This window comes from Arthrobacter ramosus (assembly GCF_039535095.1).
Lineage (GTDB): Bacteria > Actinomycetota > Actinomycetes > Actinomycetales > Micrococcaceae > Arthrobacter > Arthrobacter ramosus.
Window position 1 is genome coordinate 4,426,667 of record NZ_BAAAWN010000001.1, and the last position, 21,620, is coordinate 4,448,286.

The 21,620-nt window shown below is 62.8% G+C and carries 22 protein-coding genes; 6 read left to right on the forward strand and 16 right to left on the reverse strand.

Translation table 11 applies throughout. The features are described from left to right. Nucleotides 1-117 precede the first annotated feature (117 nt). From ABD742_RS20365 to ABD742_RS20375, 3 genes are all read right to left on the reverse strand, one after another. Nucleotides 118-408, reverse strand: coding sequence for a DUF1540 domain-containing protein (locus ABD742_RS20365; RefSeq protein ID WP_234752650.1), 291 nt, complete (start codon nt 406-408; stop codon nt 118-120). A gap of 127 nt (nt 409-535) precedes the next feature. Further along, complete coding sequence (locus ABD742_RS20370) at nt 536-1,789, reverse strand: hypothetical protein (protein WP_234752651.1); 1,254 nt, start codon at nt 1,787-1,789, stop codon at nt 536-538. 152 nt (nt 1,790-1,941) lie between these two features. Then, a complete protein-coding gene (locus ABD742_RS20375) occupies nt 1,942-2,127 on the reverse strand; it encodes a hypothetical protein (protein WP_234752652.1) in 186 nt (61 codons plus the stop codon). Nucleotides 2,128-2,456: 329 nt separating this feature from the next. Here ABD742_RS20375 and purS point away from each other — a divergent pair, with 329 nt between their 5' ends. The 3 genes from purS to purL are packed head-to-tail and all read left to right on the forward strand — an operon-like array spanning nt 2,457 to nt 5,780. Beyond that, nucleotides 2,457-2,708: a phosphoribosylformylglycinamidine synthase subunit PurS gene (purS, locus tag ABD742_RS20380; RefSeq protein ID WP_028265707.1), complete on the forward strand. Its 252-nt coding sequence runs from the start codon at nt 2,457-2,459 to the stop codon at nt 2,706-2,708. A 1-nt stretch (nt 2,709) separates the two neighbouring features. Beyond that, nucleotides 2,710-3,465, forward strand: a complete 756-nt coding sequence (gene purQ, locus ABD742_RS20385) for a phosphoribosylformylglycinamidine synthase subunit PurQ (RefSeq protein WP_234752655.1) — start codon at nt 2,710-2,712, stop codon at nt 3,463-3,465. After that, complete coding sequence (gene purL / locus ABD742_RS20390; protein WP_234752658.1) at nt 3,462-5,780, forward strand: phosphoribosylformylglycinamidine synthase subunit PurL; 2,319 nt, start codon at nt 3,462-3,464, stop codon at nt 5,778-5,780. Before purQ ends, purL begins: the two co-directional genes overlap by 4 nt. Nucleotides 5,781-6,095: 315 nt before the next feature. Here purL and ABD742_RS20395 read toward each other — a convergent pair whose 3' ends face one another. Then, nucleotides 6,096-6,389 carry a DUF503 domain-containing protein gene (locus ABD742_RS20395; RefSeq protein WP_234752661.1) on the reverse strand — a complete coding sequence of 98 codons (294 nt, stop codon included), beginning with the start codon at nt 6,387-6,389 and terminating at the stop codon, nt 6,096-6,098. An 81-nt stretch (nt 6,390-6,470) separates the two neighbouring features. Between ABD742_RS20395 and ABD742_RS20400 the strand changes: the two genes are divergently transcribed. Continuing rightward, complete coding sequence (locus tag ABD742_RS20400; protein ID WP_234752664.1) at nt 6,471-7,328, forward strand: DUF1206 domain-containing protein; 858 nt, start codon at nt 6,471-6,473, stop codon at nt 7,326-7,328. Nucleotides 7,329-7,433: 105 nt separating this feature from the next. Here the strand turns inward: ABD742_RS20400 and ABD742_RS20405 are convergent, their stop codons facing one another. The 10 genes from ABD742_RS20405 to ABD742_RS20450 form a co-directional block, all read right to left on the reverse strand. Further along, nucleotides 7,434-8,327: a carbohydrate ABC transporter permease gene (locus ABD742_RS20405; RefSeq protein WP_234752667.1), complete on the reverse strand. Its 894-nt coding sequence runs from the start codon at nt 8,325-8,327 to the stop codon at nt 7,434-7,436. After that, nucleotides 8,327-9,352, reverse strand: a complete 1,026-nt coding sequence (locus tag ABD742_RS20410) for a carbohydrate ABC transporter permease (protein WP_234752669.1) — start codon at nt 9,350-9,352, stop codon at nt 8,327-8,329. The genes ABD742_RS20405 and ABD742_RS20410 overlap by 1 nt, the downstream gene beginning before the upstream one ends. Further along, the gene (gene ngcE, locus ABD742_RS20415) at nt 9,349-10,758 is read right to left on the reverse strand and encodes an N-acetylglucosamine/diacetylchitobiose ABC transporter substrate-binding protein (RefSeq protein ID WP_234752671.1); all 1,410 of its coding nucleotides are present in this window, start codon (nt 10,756-10,758) and stop codon (nt 9,349-9,351) included. Before ngcE ends, ABD742_RS20410 begins: the two co-directional genes overlap by 4 nt. Nucleotides 10,759-10,968: 210 nt before the next feature. Next, nucleotides 10,969-11,598, reverse strand: coding sequence for a hypothetical protein (locus ABD742_RS20420; RefSeq protein WP_234752674.1), 630 nt, complete (start codon nt 11,596-11,598; stop codon nt 10,969-10,971). An 82-nt stretch (nt 11,599-11,680) separates the two neighbouring features. After that, nucleotides 11,681-12,082, reverse strand: coding sequence for an MmcQ/YjbR family DNA-binding protein (locus ABD742_RS20425; RefSeq protein WP_234752677.1), 402 nt, complete (start codon nt 12,080-12,082; stop codon nt 11,681-11,683). A 43-nt stretch (nt 12,083-12,125) separates the two neighbouring features. After that, complete coding sequence (locus tag ABD742_RS20430; protein WP_234752680.1) at nt 12,126-12,968, reverse strand: polysaccharide deacetylase family protein; 843 nt, start codon at nt 12,966-12,968, stop codon at nt 12,126-12,128. Between the two features lie 70 nt (nt 12,969-13,038). Then, entirely contained in the window at nt 13,039-13,464 is a 426-nt protein-coding gene (locus tag ABD742_RS20435; RefSeq protein ID WP_234752683.1) for a CoA-binding protein, read from the reverse strand. A gap of 12 nt (nt 13,465-13,476) precedes the next feature. Next, nucleotides 13,477-14,289 (reverse strand): hypothetical protein, encoded by an 813-nt coding sequence (locus ABD742_RS20440; protein ID WP_234752686.1) that lies wholly within the window; start codon nt 14,287-14,289, stop codon nt 13,477-13,479. Further along, a complete protein-coding gene (locus ABD742_RS20445) occupies nt 14,286-14,840 on the reverse strand; it encodes an RNA polymerase sigma factor (RefSeq protein ID WP_234752688.1) in 555 nt (184 codons plus the stop codon). Before ABD742_RS20445 ends, ABD742_RS20440 begins: the two co-directional genes overlap by 4 nt. Nucleotides 14,841-15,519: 679 nt before the next feature. Further along, entirely contained in the window at nt 15,520-16,809 is a 1,290-nt protein-coding gene (locus ABD742_RS20450) for an adenylosuccinate synthase (protein WP_234752691.1), read from the reverse strand. Nucleotides 16,810-17,176: 367 nt separating this feature from the next. Between ABD742_RS20450 and ABD742_RS20455 the strand changes: the two genes are divergently transcribed. After that, nucleotides 17,177-18,868, forward strand: coding sequence for a phospholipase C (locus ABD742_RS20455; protein WP_234752694.1), 1,692 nt, complete (start codon nt 17,177-17,179; stop codon nt 18,866-18,868). 254 nt (nt 18,869-19,122) lie between these two features. Continuing rightward, entirely contained in the window at nt 19,123-19,755 is a 633-nt protein-coding gene (locus ABD742_RS20460; protein ID WP_234752698.1) for a uracil-DNA glycosylase family protein, read from the forward strand. Between the two features lie 259 nt (nt 19,756-20,014). Here the strand turns inward: ABD742_RS20460 and ABD742_RS20465 are convergent, their stop codons facing one another. Both ABD742_RS20465 and fbaA read right to left on the reverse strand, forming a co-directional pair. Beyond that, nucleotides 20,015-20,434, reverse strand: coding sequence for a DUF3151 domain-containing protein (locus tag ABD742_RS20465; RefSeq protein WP_234752700.1), 420 nt, complete (start codon nt 20,432-20,434; stop codon nt 20,015-20,017). Continuing rightward, nucleotides 20,434-21,549 (reverse strand): class II fructose-bisphosphate aldolase, encoded by a 1,116-nt coding sequence (gene fbaA, locus ABD742_RS20470; protein WP_308193870.1) that lies wholly within the window; start codon nt 21,547-21,549, stop codon nt 20,434-20,436. Before fbaA ends, ABD742_RS20465 begins: the two co-directional genes overlap by 1 nt. Between the last annotated feature and the right edge of the window lie 71 nt (nt 21,550-21,620).

A 21,620-nucleotide genomic window follows, 5' to 3' on the forward strand; every position in this document is an offset into this window, starting at 1 on the left:
TGTCATTCGGCATCAGAATACATCCGCACGCAGCAGCGGGCACGCCCCCGTCGGAAGGGGACGTGCCCGCTGTGCGGATATTCAGATATTGATGACGAAAGCGGGCCGAAAGGAGCCTCAGGCGTGCTGGTACGTCAAGCAATCAGCCGCTTCGGCACCGGGGCCGATCCGGACATCGTGGGCTTCGCACATGAGGTTGTTGTTGTGGGTGCATTCCGAGCGCTGGCAGGCACCCACATGCGCCAGGACTTTGGGAAGTCCTCCCATGAGCCCGGTGTCAATGAAGGTGGCACAGGATGCGTGATCCGCGGTTCCACCGATCGTGATCCCGTACGCAGTACAGCCATGATGGTTGAATCCGCAGCTCCCCACGCTGCATGCGGACACTTCGGCGACGTGTTCGGTCATTGCTCCTCCAGTTGGACGGGGAATTTCCTAGACAGTAATTCCAAGCTACTCCCGAATGCGCGCCTTTAACCCGGAAGATTAGCGCATTTGCGCGTACCCTATTGGTCCGTACGCGGCCCTGCGGTAGTTAGGGGACGGTGTAGCCGAAAACGTCGACGACGATGTGAGTGCTTTCGTAGCGCGGCACCCAAGCGAGAATAGGTTGGATCTCCAGCTTCCCGTCGGCTCCGATAGGCACATATGCCATGTTTGCAATGGTCTGACCGTCACCGAAGTTCAAATAGGATATTTGGCACGATAGGTAGCACCAAGGCGTCTTGTAGCCACGCACCGTGAAGAAGCCAAAGATTGTTGGTTCCGTCACCGTAAGGTTCACCCAAACACCGCTGGCGTTTTGTGGGATTCCGTTGATTCCAGCCGCCTGAAATGGAACGACGTCGGCGCTGCCAACCGGACCACGGAAGGTCCGGGTATCCAGCAGGCGCGTTGGGGTGACCGGCGCGAACGCTCCGGATATGGTCGGCGTCCCGGGCAGGAAAAACCCAACAACGTCAGCGACGATCTGGACTGTTCCGGATGAGGTGTTCGCAATGGTCACGGCGCCATCGGCGCCTACTGGGACTACAGCAAGACTCGGAATTGTCTGGTCTTTTCCGTAATTCTGGTTCGAGACGTTGGGTCTGGGGGAACCGCCGGGATAGGCAGTGATGAAGCCGAACGACGTCGGTTCCGTCACCGTGAGGTTCACGACCACTGCCGAGGCATTTGCCGGAACGCCAGTTGATCCGCCCAAGCGGAGCGGCACGCTGCTGCCCCCAGCCACGGGGCCCGAGGAGGTCCTGGTGTCGAGCAGCCTGGCGGGTCCCACAGCTTGGTATGAACCCGGCGCGTTGAACGGGGCGGACATGGCGAAATATGCCGAGGCATCGACGACGATCTGCACACGCCCTGCCGACGTGTTTGAAATGACGATTTGCCCGTCAGCGCCTACTTCCACGATGGCCAGGTTGGCGATCATCTGTCCGAGCCCGTAGTTGACGTTGGAAGTGTGCGGCGCCATGACGCCGGAACGGTACGCCGTGAGGAATCCGCCAGCAGTGCCGTCAGTGGCCGTAATGTTGAGCACCACTGCTTGAGTGGTGTAGGGGAATCCATTTGCCCCCGGAATTCGGATTGAGACTGAGCCGCCGCCAGGCACGGGCCCGGACGACGTCCTTGTGTCCAGGATCCGCGTGGGCTGCATGGTTACGAGGCCCCCAACAGGCCCGGTCCCGGCCATTGCCGGACTTGCGGTAACCGGACCAATGAGTGCCGAGTACAGCACAGCAAGCACCAGCATGATGCCAAGGAGCTGTGGTCTGGTGAGAGCAGATTTCTTCAAGCCAATTCCCCCAATTATTAAATTGCGAATGAGAAAGGTTTTAATACCTTTTGGTATGGAAAGCACATCAGGACCATCGCGAGGCCTGGCCACGATAGTTTATGGTTCCGCGATGTGAACGGCGCACAAACACGTCAGCGGCCCGGGCCGCGCTAAGAACGGATCCCTCTCAACGCGTCGCTGATTTTGGCCCGTGTCGAAGCATCCGGCGGGACGGAAATACGGTTTTCCCGGGCAGCCCGGTCGGCCATGATCCTTTGGAAAACCATCCTCCCCAGGCCGGCAAAAACAGCGGCAAGGACCACGGGCAAAACCATCGACTTAGCGTTCTCGGCCATGCCGCAATCCTAGTGACGCAAACCACCCCCGGCCAGAGCCGCCGTCGTTCAGTCCCCGGAGCCGCCGTCGGGCATTGGAAACCCCCGACGTCGGCTGGGCGCCGCCGCGAATTGGCGCGGCCCACGGGGCCTCTTCACCGATCTCCCGCAAATAGGGTATGGAGCGATTTGGCCGGTAGAATGGGCATGCAAGCTCGCGGAGCGCCCCCCTTATTCCGTAAGACACTGCCGCTGAACACTGTTTGGAGGCAGTTCAGGCGTGAGACGGCACCACTCCGCGGCAGCCTTTAACCAAGGTTTAACCAACGCTCACGCACAGGAGTTACCGGATGCCCCGGATCGTCGTCGACGTCATGCCCAAGCCCGAGATTCTGGACCCTCAGGGGAAGGCCATCGTGGGCGCACTGCCCCGCCTCGGCTTCACCAGCTTTAGCGCAGTCCGCCAGGGCAAGCGCTTCGAACTGACCGTCGACGGCGAGGTGACCGACGCCATCCTCGCCCAGGCCCGCGAGGCCGCCGAGACCCTGCTGTCCAACCCGGTGATCGAAGACGTCGTCAACGTCGAGGTCGTCGAGGCCTGACATGAGTGAACTTCCTTTGATCGGCGGAGCCCCTGTGGCCGTCGAACCCCGTTTGCTCGGGGCCAAAATCGGCGTCGTCACCTTCCCTGGCACCCTTGACGACCGCGACGCCGCCCGTGCGGTACGCCTCGCAGGCGGCACCGCCGTCGCGCTCTGGCACGCGGACACCCATCTGGCCGACGTGGACGCGGTCGTCATCCCGGGCGGTTTCTCCTACGGCGACTACCTGCGCGCCGGCGCCATTTCGCGCTTCGCTCCGCTGATGTCCCGCATCATCGATGCCGCCAACAGCGACGCCAAGCTGCCCGTGTTGGGTATCTGCAACGGCTTCCAGATCCTGACCGAGTCGCACCTGCTCCCGGGCTCCATGATCAAGAACGACCACTTGAAGTTCTTGTGCCGCGACCAGGTACTGCGCGTCGAGAACAACAAGACCGTGTGGACCTCGGACTACGAGGCCGGCGAGGAAATCACGGTTCCGCTGAAGAACCAGGACGGCCAGTACATCGCTGACGACAAGACCCTGGACGCCCTTGAGGCCGAGGGCCGCGTCGTGTTCCGCTATGTCGGCTGGAACCCGAACGGTTCACGCCGCGACATTGCCGGCATCAGCAACGCCGCCGGCAACGTGGTGGGCCTCATGCCGCACCCGGAGCACGCGGTGGAGCCCGGATTCGGTCCGGAGTCCAATGCCGGCACGGATGGCTTGGGCTTCTTCACCTCCGTCCTGAACAAGATCGTGGGAGGCGCACAGTGACTACCTCAGCTGAAACCGTCGGCAAGAAGTTCAACATCGACACCGTTGAGAACGCGGCCAAGACGCCGGACACCGAGCTCCCCTGGGCCGAACTCGGCCTCAAGCAGAACGAGTTCGACGAGGTCGTCAAGGTCCTGGGCCGCCGCCCGACGGGCGCCGAACTCGCCATGTACTCCGTCATGTGGAGTGAGCACTGCTCCTACAAGTCCTCGAAGAACCACCTGCGCCAGTTCGGCGAAAAGGTGACCGAGGAGATGAAGAAGGACATGCTCGTGGGCATCGGCGAAAACGCCGGCGTCACCAACTTGGGCGACGGCTGGGCCGTGACGTTCAAGATCGAGTCCCACAACTCGCCGTCGTTCGTGGAGCCCTACCAGGGTGCCGCAACCGGTATCGGCGGCATCGTCCGTGACATCATCTCCATGGGTGCCCGCCCGGTGGCCGTGATGGATCCGCTGCGTTTCGGCGCCATCGACCACCCGGACACGGCCCGCGTCATGCACGGCGCCGTTGCCGGCATTGGTGGCTACGGCAACTCGCTTGGCCTGCCGAACATCGGCGGCGAAATGGTGTTCGACTCCGTGTACCAGGGCAACCCGCTGGTCAACGCGCTGGCAGTCGGCGTTATGCGCCACGAAGACATCCGCCTGGCCAACGCCTCCGGCAAGGGCAACAAGGTAGTCCTCTTCGGTGCACGCACCGGCGGCGACGGCATTGGCGGCGCATCCGTGCTGGCCTCGGAGTCCTTCGACGACACCAAGCCCTCCAAGCGCCCCGCTGTCCAGGTAGGCGACCCGTTCGCCGAAAAGGTGCTCATCGAGTGCTGCCTGGAGCTGTTCAAGGGTTCGCTGGTTGAGGGTATCCAGGACCTCGGCGCCGCGGGCATCTCCTGCGCCACGTCCGAGCTCGCTTCCAACGGCGACGGCGGCATGCAGGTTGAGCTGACCTCCGTGCTGCTCCGCGACCCCACGCTGACCCCGGGCGAAATCCTGATGTCCGAGTCGCAGGAACGCATGATGGCCGTGGTCACCCCTGAGAACGTCGCTGCGTTCGAAGCAGTCATGGACAAGTGGGCAGTGGAGTACTCCTGGCTGGGCGAAGTGACCGATACCGGCCGCCTGATCATCACGTGGGAAGGCGAAGTCATTGTCGACGTCGACCCGCGCACCGTTGCCCACGACGGTCCGGTCTACGACCGCCCGTTTGCGCGCCCCTCATGGCAGGACTCCGTCCAGGCCGATACCTTCACGGGCTCCGTGCAGGACGCCGGCCGTCCCTCCACCTCCGGGGAACTGGCCGCTGCCATCACCGAGCTCATTGCTTCGCCGAACATGTGCAGCAAGGCCTGGATCACCAAGCAATACGACCGCTACGTCGGCGGCAACACCGCCATGGCGTTCCCGGACGACGCCGGAGTGGTCCGCGTGGACGAGGAAACCGGGCTTGGCGTTGCCCTGGCCACCGACGCCAACGGCCGCTACACCTACCTCGACCCGTACCACGGCGCACAGCTGGCACTTGCCGAGGCCTACCGCAACGTCGCCACTTCCGGCGCGGTCCCGATGGCCGTCAGCGACTGCCTGAACTTCGGTTCCCCCGAGGATCCCGACGTCATGTGGCAGCTGGCCGAGTCCATTCGTGGCCTGTCGGACGCTTGTATGGAGCTGGGCGTCCCGGTCACCGGTGGCAACGTCTCGTTGTACAACCAGACGGGTACCGTGCCCATCCACCCCTCCCCCGTGGTTGCAGTGCTGGGCAAGCTCGACGACGTCGCGCGCCGCACCCCGTCCGGCTGGAAGGAAGATGGCCAGGCCATCTACCTGCTGGGCACCACGGCTGCAGAGCTGGACGGTTCGGAATGGTCCAACCTGCGTGGACACCTCGGTGGCTTGCCGCCGAAGGTTGACCTGTCCATCGAGCGCCAGCTGGGGGAAATCCTCATCAACGCTTCGCGCGACGGCATGATCGACGCCGCACACGATCTCTCCGAGGGCGGCCTTGCCGCTGCGCTGGTGGAGTCTGCATTGCGCTATGGCGTCGGCGCCCGGATTGCGCTGGACGAACTCGTGGAGCGCGACGGCGTGGACCTGTTCACCGCGTTGTTCTCCGAGTCCCAAGGCCGGGCCATCGTGTCCGTTCCGCGCTCCGAGGAAATACGCTTCAAGGACATGTGCACCGCCCGCGGCTTCGCCCACCTCCGGATCGGCGTCGTCGACGCTGCCGGCGGCAAGCTGGAGATCAACGGCGTGGACGAGCTCTCCGTGGACGCTCTCAGCGAAGCCCACGAGGCCACCCTGCCGAAGTACTTCGGCTAAGCCCACTCGAGGCTCATCGATTGCTCCCCACCGGTCGCCGGCGGGGAGCAATCGTTTTTAAGGCCTCCTGCAGATATCGCGCATTTGGGGCCAACGCCCGCTCACATATACACGCCCTCCGGGCAACGCTCGCTCACATATACACGCCTGCCGGGCAACGCCCGCTCACATATACACGCCTGCCGGGCAACGCCCGCTCACTGCGGTCGTCAAGTTCTTGAGACATCTGAGCGAGCGTCCCGCCAGAACCCCACATAGGTGAGCGAGCGTCCCGCCGGTCGACCCACATAGGTGAGCGAGCGTCCGGGGTTCGGGTCAGTCCTCGCTGTGGAGGTCCCGGCGTCGGGCGCTCAGGAGCTCCACTTCGGGGCGCGCGGCAACGAAGCGTTCGACGGCATCGAGCACCTCCACGAGATGCGCGCGGTCTGCTGCCACTGCGCCCGCGCCGATGAGCGCACGGCGATGCTGGTCCAAGTGCCCGGTCTCGGCGGCAGAGACCTCGAAACGCCGTTTCAACTCGGCGATCAGCGGGCGCACGAGGGAACGTTTCTCCTTCAGGCTGTGCACCTCGCCGAGGAGGATGTCGAACTCGATCCACGCGATCCACATGCGCCCATCGTATCCAGTAGAGGCGCGCCCTCCCGCTTCGAATCCCACGGTGGCAAGATGAGGACAGACCAAAGGAGCTCCATGGGCGCGGACGATCATACGAACAAGGCCGGCAATGCAGTTTCCCGGGGCGCCGATTCGGTAGGAGACGCCGTAGACGACGCCAAGGATTCACGGACCGTCCGGGTAGTGGCCCGGGCCGGCTTCGTCGCCTTGGGGCTGATACACCTCCTGATCGGGATCATCGCCTTGGAGATTGCGCTCGGCGCATCCGGCCAAGCCGACCAAAGCGGTGCGGTCGGTCAGATGGCCGCCACGCCTGGCGGAGTCGTCCTTTTGTGGGCGGGACTAGTGGCCTGCGGTGCCCTCGCGCTCTACATGGCGAGCGACGCCGTGATGGGGTGGAGCGGGCGCGAAAGCGCCAAGCGCTGGATGAATGGGCTCAAGGCAGCCGGGCAGGCAATCGTCTTCGCTGTCGCCGCCGTGACCTTCGGCAGTTTTGCGGTCAGCCGTCCAAGCAGCAGCAGCGAGAAATCCCGTACGACCAGTGCAGACCTCATGTCCAGCGCTCCCGGCACTGTCCTCCTGGTGATCATCGGGGTGGCGTTGCTGGCAGCCGCCGGTACATACGTCTTCATGGGGATCACACGCAAGTACGAAAAGAACCTGAGGGGAAAACCGTCAGGGGCCTTGGGGGATGCGTTTACGGTGCTGGGTGTGGTGGGCTATTGCGCGAAAGGCGTGGCACTCGGCGCCGTCGGCTTGCTCATCCTGATCGCCACAGCAGCGCATGACCCCTCCCAACAAGGCGGCCTCGACTCGGCGCTCAAGGCCTTCCTGAAACAGCCCTTTGGCGGATGGGTTCTGGGGTTCGTCAGCCTCGGACTCATGGCCTACGGTATCTACTCCTTGTTGCGCTCCCGTTACCAGCGGCTCTGACGGCGGGCCGCGCCTGGAGCCGGCGCCGCAGCCGGCAGAAACGCCCGACGGCGGCCCGCACCAAAGGTGGGGACCGCCGTCGGGCGCTTATTTAGCTTGGCTGTGCTACTTGGACGTGCCTTGCGACACAGAACCCTGCAGCTGGCGCTGGAAGATGATGTAGACGATCAGCACCGGAACCACGGTGACGGTGACCGCCGCGAACAAGGCACCGAAGTCCACCGCATAACCCATCTGGCCAGCGAACGCGGCCAGTCCTTGGGACAGCACGCGCGGCCCGGCCGCGTTGATGGCCACGGGAATCAGGAACTGGTTCCACAGGCCCAGGAAGTTGAAGATGGCAACGGAAGCGAGTCCCGGCTTGGCCATCGGCAACATGACCTGGAAGAACGTCCGCCACTCACCGGCCCCGTCCAGGGCAGCCGCCTCGGTGATTTCGTGGGGAAGAGACTTGAAGAAGGAGAACAGGAAGAAGACGGTGAACGGCAGCGCGAAGCCGACGTACACCAAGGTCAAGCCTGGCAGGGTGTTCAGGAGGCCGATTCTCTTCATGACGAAGAACAACGGCACCATGGCGAGGAAGATCGGGAACGTGAGCCCGGCAAGCATGAGGTAGTAGATCGCTTTGCTGCCGAAGAAGACATAGCGCGCCAGGACATAGGCGCACATGGCTCCGAGGACCATGACGATCACCAAGGCGGACCCTACGACGATCACAGAGTTGAGGAAGTAGCTCCCGATTCCGGCTTCGCTCCAGGCCCGGACGTAGTTGTCGAAACGCCACTGCGAAGGCAAGGCAAACGGCGAGGCGAAGATCTCGCTGGAGGTCTTGAAGGAGGACATGAAAGTCCACAACAAGGGCAGGATCACGATGAGCGACCAGATGGTCAGGGCCGTGTGCGAAACGGCGCCTACCACCCTGTCTCCCGTGGTCATGGCCGGTTTGCGCGGGTTGAAATGCAGCGCCTTCATTTCCTGGCTGGCAATTTTGGTAGACATTAGAGGGACACATCCTTGTCGCCGCCAGTGAGCCTGTTGACCAGGAACACGAGGCCGGAGAAAATCAGGGTGGCTACGGCCAGCACAACGCCCATGGCGCTGGCCAGGCCGAACTGGCCCTTGGTGAAAGCGGTGAAAAAGAGTTGCTGGGACATCACCAGGGTGGAGTTGTCCGGGCCGCCGCCGGAGTTCAGTGCGGCCATGTAGACGAAGGCATCCAGCGCCAGGATGCCCATATAGATGTAGGCCGTCTGGATGTTGTCCCGGATCAGCGGGATGGTGATGGACACGGCAGTGCGGAAGCGTCCCGCTCCGTCGATCCGCGCCGCCTCAAACAGCTCCGCGGGGATGCCCTTGATGCCCGCCACGAACAGCACCATGTAGAAGCCGATGAAGCCCCAGACGATCACGAACATCGTGGCGATCATGGCGGTGTTCTTGTCCCCAAGCCAGGCGTAGGACTTGAACTGGTCCATGCCTAGGGAGGTGAGGATGCCGTTCAGCAGGCCTCCGGAAGGATCGTAGATCTGGCCCCACATGATGCCGATGGCAATCGCCGGAATCGTGTAGGGGAAGAAGGAGACAACCCGGTAGAAGCTGGAGTTGCGCAAGCCCTTGATCTGGCCCTTGCTGCTGCCGCCCACGGTCACCAAGGTTGCCAGCACGAGGCTGAGGATGATGGTAATGATGGGCAGGAAGATGACCAGCAGGATGTTGTTCCCCATGGCCTTCATGAAGATGTCATCCGTGAAGAGCTTCCGGTAGTTCTCAAGTCCGATGAAGTTCTGGTCGGGTGAGAAACCGCTCCAGTCGGTCAGGGAGTAGCCGAACGCCTGGATGAAAGGCCAAATCACAAACAGGAGATAGATCGCCAGGGGCAGGCCCAGGAAGACCACGAAAAAACTGACCTTGTCGAACGTCAGGGGCTTGCGCCGCCTCTTGTAGACGGGTGGTGCGGTATCCGGAACGACGACGGCGGACGCACCGTCGCCGACCCGGAGTGTTTTTGCTTTCACTGAAGTCACTTCACTTCAATCTTCGTGACCGAGCTGTCGTTGCGGACCTTGTCGGTGATCTTCTGCAGGTCCGACGTCAGGGTGGCGACATCGGACTTTCCATCGAGGAACGTGTTCCACACAACCAACTGGTCCTTGTTCATCCCGTAGAGGTCAACAAAGTTCCACGTGAAGATGTTCGATCCAGCATCGCTGAGCAGCTTGGTCTGGGAAACCAAGGCGGTGGAACCGAAGCCATCGGCGGGAACGGTGTCCTTGACGATGGTGGGGGCCAGCTTTGTCTTGGCAAAGTTGGTGGCAGCATCCTTGGACAGCATGACACGCAGCAATTCCTTGCCGCCAGCAACGTTCTTGCCCTGGGACGGAACAACGAAGGGCTCGCCGGAAGCGCTGTGCATTGCCTCGTAAGGAAGTTTGGATCCCGAGGTCACGGTGGGAACAGGAACGCCGGTCATCTTGAATCCGGACTTGGTCTGGTCCTTCATCTCGTTTTCTATCCACGAGCCGGACGGGTAGAACACGGCTTCCTGGGCGTTGCTCCACTGCGCCTGCGCCGCGGTGAACTGCGTACCCGAGCCACCTGGCTTGAAGTGGCCCGCCTTGACGATCTTGCCCAAGGCCGTGAAGACGCTCTGGATGGCCGGGTGGGACCAGGCGTCCGCCTTCAGGTTTTCAAGGCCGAGGCGAACGTCGTTGCCGCCTTCCTTGATGGCGGAAGCGATCGCCATTTCCTGGTAGTAAGTGGCTGCTTCCTTGCCCCAGACGAACAGGTACTTGCCTTTGGCCTTGGCCTGCTCGCCAAGGGTGTACATGTCATCCCAGGTTTTCGGCACGGCCCACCCGTTGTCCTTCAGGAATGAATCCGAGTACCACATGGCGTAAACGGTCAGCACGTAGTTCAGGGCCGCCAGCTTGCCATTGAAAGTACCCGGGGCGAGCACTCCAGCGTAGAGGGTGTCCTTGATGACCTTGCCCTCAAGGTTCTTGGCGTTGACCACGCTGGTAAGGTCTTCCAGCTGGGCCAGGATCGTGCTGAAGCCGATTGCCTTGGCACCGGAGTTGTCGATCAGGTCCGGCGGGTTGCCTCCGACGAATCGCGGCTGGAGTTCCTGCGCAATGTCCGTGGACGGGGAAATCTTGGCGGTGGAACCTGAATGTGCGCTTTCGAAGCCCTTGCCCGCGAAGTCAACGTAGTCGATTCCGTACCCGCCCTTGAAGATCACGGCGTCAACGGTGGACTTGTCTGCCATTCCGAACGGATTGGTATCTGAAACGGTCCCCGTAGGACCGGTGGTACCTCCACCGCCCCCGCCTGCGCAGGAGGCCATCGAGCCGGCTATCGGCACAAGCACTGCCGCGGCAAGCGCGCCGCGGAGGAAACCGCGCCGTGCAAAGGACTGCTGCTGAACGTTCATCCTAAAACCCTCCAGAGACTCGTAGTACCGAACTCTGACGGCGCCTCGGCCGGCAGTCGATCGGTCCGGGCACCGCCGCTGCGACGCGCCCTTCGTGTGACATACTTCACCACGAGTGATTGAAAAGCAATATTTGAGGGCAGTTTCGATCAACTTTTGTCAAAATGTGATCTGACGATCCTGCCGTTCCAGAGGGGTCATTTGGGTGTTTTAGCCGCGCAAATTCAAGGATTTTGCGCATTGAGCAATGGCCTCGCGTGCCCATTGCTGCTGTTGCGCGGTTCCCACCCGTTCGGCCCACTGTTCGGCGAGCTGGAACTCGACCATCGCCTCGGTGCGGCGACCGTCGTCGTACATCGCCCAACCGAGGTTGTTGTGCAGGGAAACCATCCACCGTTTGGTGCGGGAATCCTCGACGGCGGAGGCGTATTCAAGCGCGCTGCGCGTCCATGATTCCTGGTGACCGGAGTCCGCGATGGCCAGCATATGAAGTGCGTCCACCGCGAGGAAATCTTCGCCCAGGAGGTCGCCCATCTCGGCAGCCTGCTCAAAGAGCGGAACGGCCATGGCCGGGTGGCCGGCGGAGTTGAGCAGGCGGCCGCGCTCCAGGAGGACCCGCACCGCAATGGTGGGCTCCTCTTCGGCGTCGATCCCGTCCAGGAGGGCGTCCGCCTCCTCGAACCGGCCCTGCAGGCCGATTGCCCGGCCCAATTGGGTGGCGAGCTCGGCCCTCTCAAAGGGATCGGAGGCGGGATCGGTCATGGCTGCGCGGAAGCGGGCTTCCGACAACGCGGGGTCCTCAAAATTCCACAGCTCATCGAGGGTATTTTGTTCCAGCATCTGGCTCCTCCTGATTGCTTCGAGGCGATGGAAGGTGCAGTCCACTCACAATCTAGCCGAAGCTGCAGACGGGGTCCGCGTGTCAGTCCTTGGCGAGCCGGGCCCAGCCCAGTTGATCCTGCTGCTTGCGGGTCAACGAGGAAACCACCAGGTCATAGGAGTCCTCCACCATGTCCCGGACCATGGAGTCAGGGAGGGCGCCGTCCAGGCGCACGCCGTTCCAGTGCGTCTTGTTCATGTGCCAGGCGCCGGTGATTTCCGGATGGGCCGAGCGAAGTTGCACGGCCAGGGCGGGATCGCATTTGAGGCTTACTGCCAGGTTGTGGTCGTCCATGGCAGATGCGGCGAACATCTTGGCTTCCGGCTTGGATCCACCGGACACGGCGGACCGGACTTTGAAAACCGACGTATCCGGGCCGAACGGGAAGTCTTCATAGGTCCCGGGGAAGCCAAGGCAGATTTGGCGGAGTGTGGCAGCGTCCATGTAGCGAGACTAGCGGAGTGCGACGATTAGCGGACCGACCGCCTCACGCAACGTCCAGGAAGTCCTCGAGGAGCACCACTTCCAGGCCCGCAGCCACTTGCGCCGAGCGGAATGCCTCGAAGTCCGCCGCGAATTCGGGGCGGAAGTGCATCAGGACGATGTCGCCGGGCCGGAGGGAATTGCCGTACTGGTAATCCATGCGCCCGCCATTGGCCTTGGCCTCCCACGTGACGATGGCCTTCAACCCGGCGGCGGCCACGGCTTGCCGCATGGCGGTCGAATAGGCACCTCCAGGCGGCCTGAACAGGGTGGGCTTGCGGCCGTACTGCTGCACGGCGAAATCCTGCATGCCTGCGATGTCGTCAAGCTGCCGTTGGTAGCCCCATTGCGTGGTCATGTTGACGTTGTGGCTGACCGTATGGTTTTCAACCAGGCTCCCCTGCGCCATGAACGCCTTGAAGAATGCAGGGTTGTCACGGACCGTGTTGCTCGTCAGGAACAGTGTGGCCGGGTAGCCGTTCTCCGCGAGGAGCCGCACGCTTTCCGGGGACTTGACCAGTCCGTCGTCGATCGTGAGGAACACTACGGGATGTTTGGTGGGGATCTTGGTGATCACGGGAGCCAGTCCGCCTTGGATGGGCGGCAGGGTGAAGTCCGGGACGAAGGGGTTCCGGAGCCGCCCGGGGCCCGCGGGGCTTGGTGTGGGACTCATCGCAGTGCTTGCGGACGACGACGGCGAGGGGCCCGCCGTGCGGGGAGCCGCCGTCGGGCTTTCTGCGGACGGGTTTCCGGGGAGCGCGCATGCCCCCGGCCCGGCCACGAGGGAAGCGCCGAGGAAACCGAGCGCGGTGCGTCGGCTGGCGGTGGAAGGGTGGTCGTCACACATGGGAGTTTCCTGGTCTCGAAACGGTGATTGCCCCCGGACCATAGCAGCGGCCGGTTAACAGAAAACGACGCTAGATGCCGCTCCGCCAGCCCACCTGTGCCGGACAAGCGTTCATCACAACGTCCAGGCCCGCTGCTTTGGCCCGCTCCGCGGCATCCTCGTCAATCACTCCGAGCTGGAGCCACACGGCTTTCGCTCCCACGGCAATCGCTTCGTCCACTACCGCGCCGACGCGCGAGGAGTTCACAAAGCAGTCGACGACGTCGATGGGCTGCTTCTCGAAGGGCACGTCGGCAAGGAACTTGTAGCCGGTTTCGCCGTGGACGTCTTCGCCTTTTTGGTTGATCGGGATGATCTCCATGCCCATCGTGTCGCGAACGTAGAGAGCTACCTCGAAGGCGGAGCGCCACTCATTCGTGCTGAGTCCGACGATTGCCCAGCGGCCCTTTGTTCGCATAAGCCGGTCAATGACTGCCGGATCGTTGACGTGTGTCATAGCTCCAGCCTACTAGCGGGACAGCAGTCCAAGGAGCCAGCGCAGCGACGCCCCCGCAGGCTTCAGGGACACGTCGCCCTGGGCGTTCTCGACTGCTTGCTGAACCCCGTTTTGGAGGTCCTTCGCCGTCGGGGCGGATGGGATAGCAGTTTTGGGCTGCGGAAGGACTCCCTGCGAGTCGGTCTTAGGCTCGGTGTGCACCGCCTTCGGCGCTTCGGGCAGTCCGTCGCTTGGCTGGCGTGCCGCGGCGGGAACAGCCGCTGCCGCTACCGGCTCGTGCGCCGCCTCGCCAGTGCTGGCGGGAGCGGGCGCCACGGGGTCCGCCGAAGGGCCTGCCACTGGGGGCGCGGCCGGCGGCAGATCGACGGGAGCCGGGTGGGTCGTGACCTTCGGGGAGTCCTGGGCGGGGGCTGGAGGTACCAGCGACGGCGGAGCAGTTGTCCAAGCGGGCGCCCAGCCGGAGACCAGGACCTGCATGAATTCCGGGGTTCCCTTGCTGAATCCGCCACTCGCGGCCGCAACGCCACCAACACCCAGGCCCATGGCGGTCAGGACGGCAGCACCAATGACGACCGGGCGATGCTTGCGCAACTGACGCCGCTTGCCGAGCTCGTCGAGGGGAAGATTGTTTGCAGAATCGCCCGCGGCCGAGCCAGCCAGCATCGCGGCGAGTGCGGGCCCTGGGACCGGTGCCGGCATGGACCCAAACGATTCCAGCGCTTTCAACGAATCCGTGAGTTCGGGGGCGTCCGTGAGGCCAGCCTCAAGAATGAGCTCGAGGATGATCGCGTCGCGGTCAATGTCCTTGTAATCCCAACGCATCATGGGGCCACGTATTCCTTTACTACCGAGTGATCGCGGAGTGAATTCAACGCCCGGCGCTGCAATTGCTTGACGGCGCCTTGGCTTTTCCCCATGATTTCGGCTGCTTGGTCCACAGTCAGACCGGCAACAATGCGAAGCGTCAGGACTTCCCGCTGATCTTCCCGAAGGAGATCCAGCAGCGCCATGACTTCGCCGGGCGCCACACGGTCCATCGCTTCGGCTTCCGCCGAACTCGATCGGCGTGTGTCACGCTCAGGTTCAAACTCGTGATGCTCAGGCGCCCTGCTTTGCCGACGGTGGTCATCCACCATCCGGGCATGGGCCACTGAGAATACGAAGGTTCGCAGACCGCTGACACCGCCAGTGATCGTCTCAACGCGGGGCAGGACGGCAAGAAAAACGTCCTGTGTGACAGCTTCGGGATCCGAAACACCTTTTGCTGTCAGGTAGCCGAGCACCTGGCCGGCAAAGGCCTGGTAGACGGCACTGAACAGTTCAGCCTCCCGGCCGCGAAGGGCCAGCAATGCTGCATCGGTCAAGGCGTCGGTCACTGAAGCGTGGCTTTCGTTGGGGAGCGAATGGCCGGATCCAAGCGAGATCCTCGGTGCCGCCCAAACGCCGCAGGGCCGGGCAACCTCACCTAGCCTAACCGCTGCTCCCGCTAAGCCCAAGGACCAGCCTTCGGCTCCGGAGGCTTGCCTCTCCCGGACTTTCTGCACATCCACGAAACCCCTTCAGACATGAAAAGGGCCGAGCTGAAACATGATGGGGGACAAATTTCAGCTCGGCCTTTCAAAGAGGTAATCGTCGGGGCACCCCAAAGGGTTACGCGGTTTCCAAAAGTTTTTCGAAGGCGTTCAAAGTCCCCGACGAGCACGAATACTGGGATGCCCATCGAGACAGGTCCCGAGGATGGCTCGCCAATTCTGCCATGGACCCTGAATCGAATCGATGATACGGAAAATCGGGTGTACTTAACGACCTCAAATTTCGAGTGCAGCGCTCCCAACCGGGCAAGAATCGCCGAAACCGCAGAGACCATCACGATCACCATCCTTGGCACAGCCAACACGGGTCCTTGCACTCAACACCTGAACACCCTCATCACGTTTGTCCAGCTCAAGTCATCGATCGGAAACAGGAAGATACTGGGTTCCAAATAGCCGGAACGACGACGGCGGGCCGCCCCCGAAAGGGCGACCCGCCGTCGTCGTGATTCGGCTTTGGTGACTAGTCCTCGATGAGGTCGTGCACCACGATCGTCTGGTCCCGGTCCGGGCCGACGCCGATCGCGGAGAAGCGCGTGCCGGAGAGCTTCTCAAGGGCCAGCACATATCTGCGGGCGTTCTCGGGAAGGTCTTCCAACGTCTTGGCGCCGGTGATGTCCTCGGTCCAGCCGTCGAAGTACTCGAAGATCGGCACTGCGTGGTGGAACTCGGTCTGGGTCATGGGCATTTCATCGTGGCGAACGCCGTCCACGTCGTATGCCACGCAGACCGGGATCTGCTCGATGCCGGTCAGAACGTCCAGCTTGGTGACGAAGTAGTCCGTGAAGCCGTTGACGCGGGATGCGTGGCGGGCCAGGACGGCGTCGTACCAACCGCAGCGGCGCGGGCGGCCGGTGTTGACGCCGAACTCGCCGCCGGTCTTCTGCAGGTACATGCCCATCTCATCGAAGAGCTCCGTGGGGAACGGACCGGCGCCGACACGGGTGGTGTAGGCCTTGATGATGCCGATGGACCGCGAGATGCGGGTGGGTCCGATGCCCGAGCCAACAGACGCGCCGCCGGCGGTCGGGTTGGAAGATGTCACGAACGGGTAGGTGCCGTGGTCGACGTCCAGGAACGTGGCCTGGCCGCCTTCCATGAGGACCACCTTGCCCTCGTCCAGTGCGTTGTTGAGGACCAGGGTGCTGTCAATGACCAGCGGCCGCAGGCGTTCGGCGTAGGACAGGAAATACTCCACGATCTCGTCCACCACCACGTTGCGGCGGTTGTAGACCTTGACCAGGAGCTCGTTCTTTTGGCGCAGCGAGCCTTCCACCTTCTGGCGGAGGATCGATTCGTCGAAGACATCCTGGACGCGGATCCCCAGGCGGGCCACCTTGTCCATGTAAGCCGGGCCGATGCCCCGACCTGTGGTGCCGATGGCGCGGCTGCCGAGGAAGCGCTCCGTGACCTTGTCCAGCACCTGGTGGTACGGCGCCACGAGGTGGGCATTGGCTGAGATGCGCAAACGGGATGTGTCGGCACCGCGGGCTTCCAGGCCATCGATCTCCTGGAACAGCGCTTCAAGGTTCACCACGCAGCCGTTGCCGATGATCGGAATCGCGTTCGGGCTCAGAATGCCGGCAGGAAGGAGTTTGAGCTCATACTTCTCACCGCCCACCACAACGGTGTGCCCGGCGTTGTTGCCGCCGTTGGGCTTGACCACGTAGTCAACGCGGCCACCGAGCAGGTCGGTTGCTTTGCCTTTGCCTTCGTCGCCCCATTGGGCTCCGACGATCACGATAGCTGGCATGGGATCCTCCCCCATTCTTTCGGGCCGGTCCTGGCGGGATCACCAAGGCTCAGCGCCGTACATGAGAACGCCCCGAATCTTTCGGCCCTGCCCGCAGACTTTCGCAAAAGTTCACCGGCGGGATCAGCAAGAGTTCCGGGGCTCTTACCAGCCAAGTTTAGCCGATACGGCTCTTGGACCTGTTGTCACACGGCCGGAGGGCGACATGGAAACAGGGAGCGCGCACTCGAAGTTCCCTGTGAGCAGAATGTGAACTCTTCCCAAACAGTCCGCATTGAGCCTCCAAATCGACCGTCGGGCCCCAAGCGAGCGGCTACATTCTTTGTGAATCCTTACCCCACCTTTCCGTGAATCTGAAGGGAAATCCATGAATTTTCGCAACAAACGTCTCTTGTCAACGGCAGGAGTGAGCGCACTCGCGGCATCCACGATCGCTGCCGGCATGATCGGGTTCGGCATGACGCCGGCCTCGGCCAATAGCGACCACAAAGAAACCGCGACGCCCATCAAGCACGTCGTCGTAATTTTCGGCGAGAACGTCTCCTTCGACCACTACTTCGCGACGTACCCGCAGGCAGCAAACACAGCTGGTGAAACCCAGCAAGGCAGCGGCGCAGCGGCTCCCGCGTTCACGGCGGCCAAGAACACGCCGAAGAACATCGCCACCCTCGCCAACGACAAGCTGCTGGCACCTAACAATCCCAACTCGGTCCAGCCCCAGCGGCTGACGCCCGGCCAGGCAATCACGTGCGACCAGGACCACGAATACACCGCGGAGCAGAAGGCCTACAACGGTGGCCTGATGAACAAGTTCGTCGAGAACACGAGCATGGATACCTGTTCGGGTGGCCAGTTCGGTCGTCCCGGGCTCACCATGGACTACTACGACGGCAATACCGTGACCGGGATCTGGAACTACGCCCAGAACTTCGCCATGAGCGACTCACACTTCAGCACCGTGTTCGGCCCGTCCAGCCCTGGCGCGCTCAACCTTGTGTCCGGCCAGACCCACGGCGTCACCGAATTCACTGCCGCCGGACAGCCGGTCAGACCCGCAAGCAGCGACTACACGGTCAAGTTCCCTGACGCCAACGGCGTCGGAACCATGACGGAAGACCCGGATCCGGTCTACGACGACTGCTCCAACAAGAGCCACGCGAGCAAGAACAACCTCGCGGGCATGCAGGGCAAGAACATCGGCGACCTGCTCAACGACAAGGGCGTCAGCTGGGGCTGGTTCCAGGGCGGCTTTGCCCCGACGACGCCGGCCACGGACACAACCCCGGCAGCTTGCATGACCACCCACACCAACATCGCGGGTGCCACGGTAACGGACTACAACCCGCACCACCAGCCGTTCCAGTACTTCAAGTCAACGTCCAACCCGCACCACCTTGCTCCCGCCAGCGTGGACGAGATCGGACACAACGGCCAGGCCAACCACCAGTACGACACTACGGACTTCGCCAAGGTGGTCAACTCGGACAACATGCCTGCCGTCTCCTTCCTGAAGGCGGGAAACTACCAGGACGGCCACGCCGGCTACTCCGATCCCCTGGATGAGCAGAAGTTCATCACGCAGCAGGTGAACGCCATCCAGAACTCGAAGAACTGGGAGAACACTGCCATCGTCCTCGCCTACGATGACTCGGACGGCTGGTATGACCACGTCGCTGCCGGCGTGAAGAACTCCTCGAACACCACTGACGATGCCGCGTGGTGCGTCAACGCCTACAACAAGGGTGTGCCGATGGCCGGAGGCTATGCCGACCGTTGCGGCCCCGGCCCCCGCCAGCCGCTCGTCGTGATCTCCCCCTTCGCGAAGAAGAACTTCGTGGACCACACCCAGACGGACCAGTCATCCATCCTTCGCTTCATCGAGGACAACTGGCACACCGGCCAGATCGGTGACTCCTCGGCAGACGCCAAGGCCGGCTCCATCAACGCGATGTTCAACTTTGACAACGGGCGGGACGTGAAACTCATCCTCGACGAATCAAACGGCACCGTGGTTTCCCGGACCAAGGAAAGCGACGACCAGAACGAGAACAAGCAGTAACAGGCGCTTCCGAAACGGCACCGTCCCGAATCCATCGGGACGGTGCCGTTTTCCGTTAACGCACGGCCGCTTCATGCCAAATCCGGCTCCCGCCATCGAGAGACCTAACACAGAAGTCCCGATTCACCCCACAGCGCACCGCCGTTCCGGTAGAGTTAACCAGCCCCCAACACTGCACCCAATCTGACCGGTCGCGGCAAACCGCTCCCGGCCGGATAAGTGCGCCTCGCTACACGTAGGAGACCCAAGCCCATATGCAAGACCTGGCGACTGAATTACCCGAAGAGCAGCTCTGGAACCGACGTTTCGAACCCCACATTGCCGAGGTCACAGGGCTTTGCGATTCCCTCAAAGAACAGAAGCCGGGCAGCGAAGTCCTCTACGTAGACCCCGTCCACAGCGTTGACGAGTGCCGCATCATCAGCCTTTTCTCCAATACCCGCACCACGGAGGGCTCGGGTTTCATCGTCCCGGGTGACACGGATGCCGCCACACGCATGGTGGGCATGCAGTGGCAGTTGGGCCTGCGTCCGGAACTCATGATGCCGTGGAACGTTTACCCGTGGATCGAGCCCGACGGCGAGCCGGGCAAGCTGACTCCCGCCAACATCACCGAAGGCCTCAAGCCGCTCCTGCGCCTGCTGGCGATCGTGCCGCGCACCTCCGTGCTGGTAGCCCACGGCAATGAAGCCCATCGTTTGGCAGACCAGCTCATGAAGGCCGCGCCGCAGAGCATCCACCGCCGCGGCTTCAAGACGTTCAAGGTCCGCTCGCTGGGTGGACGCTCCTTCGCCGGTTCCCCCACGCGCCAGCAGGAGTACCTGGACATCATCCATCGCGCCTACGCCGAGGCCATGGCCCGGACCGGCCTCACCCCGGTCTCCTAGGACCCGCCAAGCCCAACTGACTCGCATTTGTTGTCGTTCTGACGCCTCATAACGGCATTAACTGCGTGGGCCCACGCCGCTAGGGTTCCCTGGCCGTGGGGCCCCGCCGGCGAGGGTCCCTGCCTGAGCTTGCGAAGGCTGGGAGCCGGTGGGGCCTTGCGAGGCGAGGGTGGCGGTGGGGATCAGTTGGGCGGGGAGAGCGCGACGGCGGCCGCCCACCTTTCGGTGAACGGCCGCCGTCGTCGTATTCTCGGCAGTCCTAGCCTTCGATCGCTGCCTTCGCGGTGGGATCGGAGTCGTTCAGGAACTTCTCGATCCGTTCCGGTTCCTCAGCTTCGCCGATGGCGGCGGATGCCCGGCCGAGGGAGTACAGAGCGCGCAGGAATCCCCTGTTGGGCTCGTGCTCCCACGGGATGGGCCCGACGCCGCGCCAACCGTTGCGGCGCAGCGAATCCAGTCCACGGTGGTAACCCACGCGGGAATACGCGTAGGAATCTATGGTCCGGCCGTCAGCCCAGGCTTCCTCGGCCAGGATCGCCCACAGCAACGAAGACGTGGGGTACTTGGCCACGAGGTCCAGCGCTTCTTGCCCCAAGGCAAGGTGCTGGTACACCTCGGTCTCGGCAGGCAGGAGCGTCGGCTCCGGACCCATGAGGTTCTTGCGGAATTCGTCGGACATTAGAAGGTCTTGCCTACCGACCCGAGCTGCTTTGCGGCTTCCACGATGCGGGCAGCCATGCCGGCTTCGGCGGAGGCTCCCCAGACGCGCGGGTCGTACGTCTTCTTGTTGCCCATTTCGCCGTCGACCTTCAGGACGCCGTCGTAGTTCGAGAACATGTGTCCGGCAACCGGGCGGGTGAACGCGTACTGGGTGTCGGTGTCGATGTTCATCTTGATGACGCCATAGGAAACAGCATCCGCGATTTCCTGCTCGGTGGAACCGGAGCCGCCGTGGAAGACGAGGTCGAACGGGTTGGTCTTGCCGATCTTGGCACCGACCTCGGCCTGGATCTGCTTGAGCAGCTCCGGGCGCAGCTTGACGTTGCCCGGCTTGTACACGCCGTGGACGTTGCCGAAGGTCAGGGCAGTCAGGTAGCGGCCGTTCTCGCCCGCGCCGAGGGCCTCGATCGTGGCGAGGGCGTCTTCGGTGGTGGTGTAGAGCTTCTCGTTGATCTCGTTCTCGACGCCGTCTTCCTCGCCGCCGACCGTGCCGATTTCAACCTCGAGGATGATCTTGGCTGCGGCTGCGCGTTCCAGGAGTTCGCGGCCGATCCGCAGGTTCTCGGACAGGGTCTCGTGCGAGCCGTCCCACATGTGCGAGTTGAAGATCGGGTCCTTGCCGGCCTTGACGGCTTCCTCGGAAGCGGCCAGCAGCGGGAGAACGAAATCTGCCAGCTTGTCCTGCGGGCAGTGGTCCGTGTGCAGGGCGATGTTCACGTTGTAGTTCTTGGCGACCTCGCGGGCGAACGCCGCGAAGCCCAGGGAGCCGGCAACCATGTCCTTGACGGATGCGCCGGACCAGTAAGCCGCACCACCGGTGGAGACCTGGATGATGCCGTCCGACTCGGCCTCGGCAAAGCCGCGGATCGCGGCGTTCAGGGTCTGTGACGAGGTGACGTTCACTGCCGGGAACGCGTATCCACCGGCCTTCGCTCGGTCGATCATCTCGGAGTAAATCTCTGGGGTTGCGATGGGCATGCTGACTCCTATGCTGATTTTCGTCTGTGGGTTTTGTTGACCCTGGAGTAGACCTATACGGCTAGGCACCATCCTAGCGACTGAAGAATCCGACATCGTGTTTCCGGTCACGGAGACGGGTAACACTTGCGGACTTTTTGCCGCCGGGTGCTCTTACGAGACGCGCT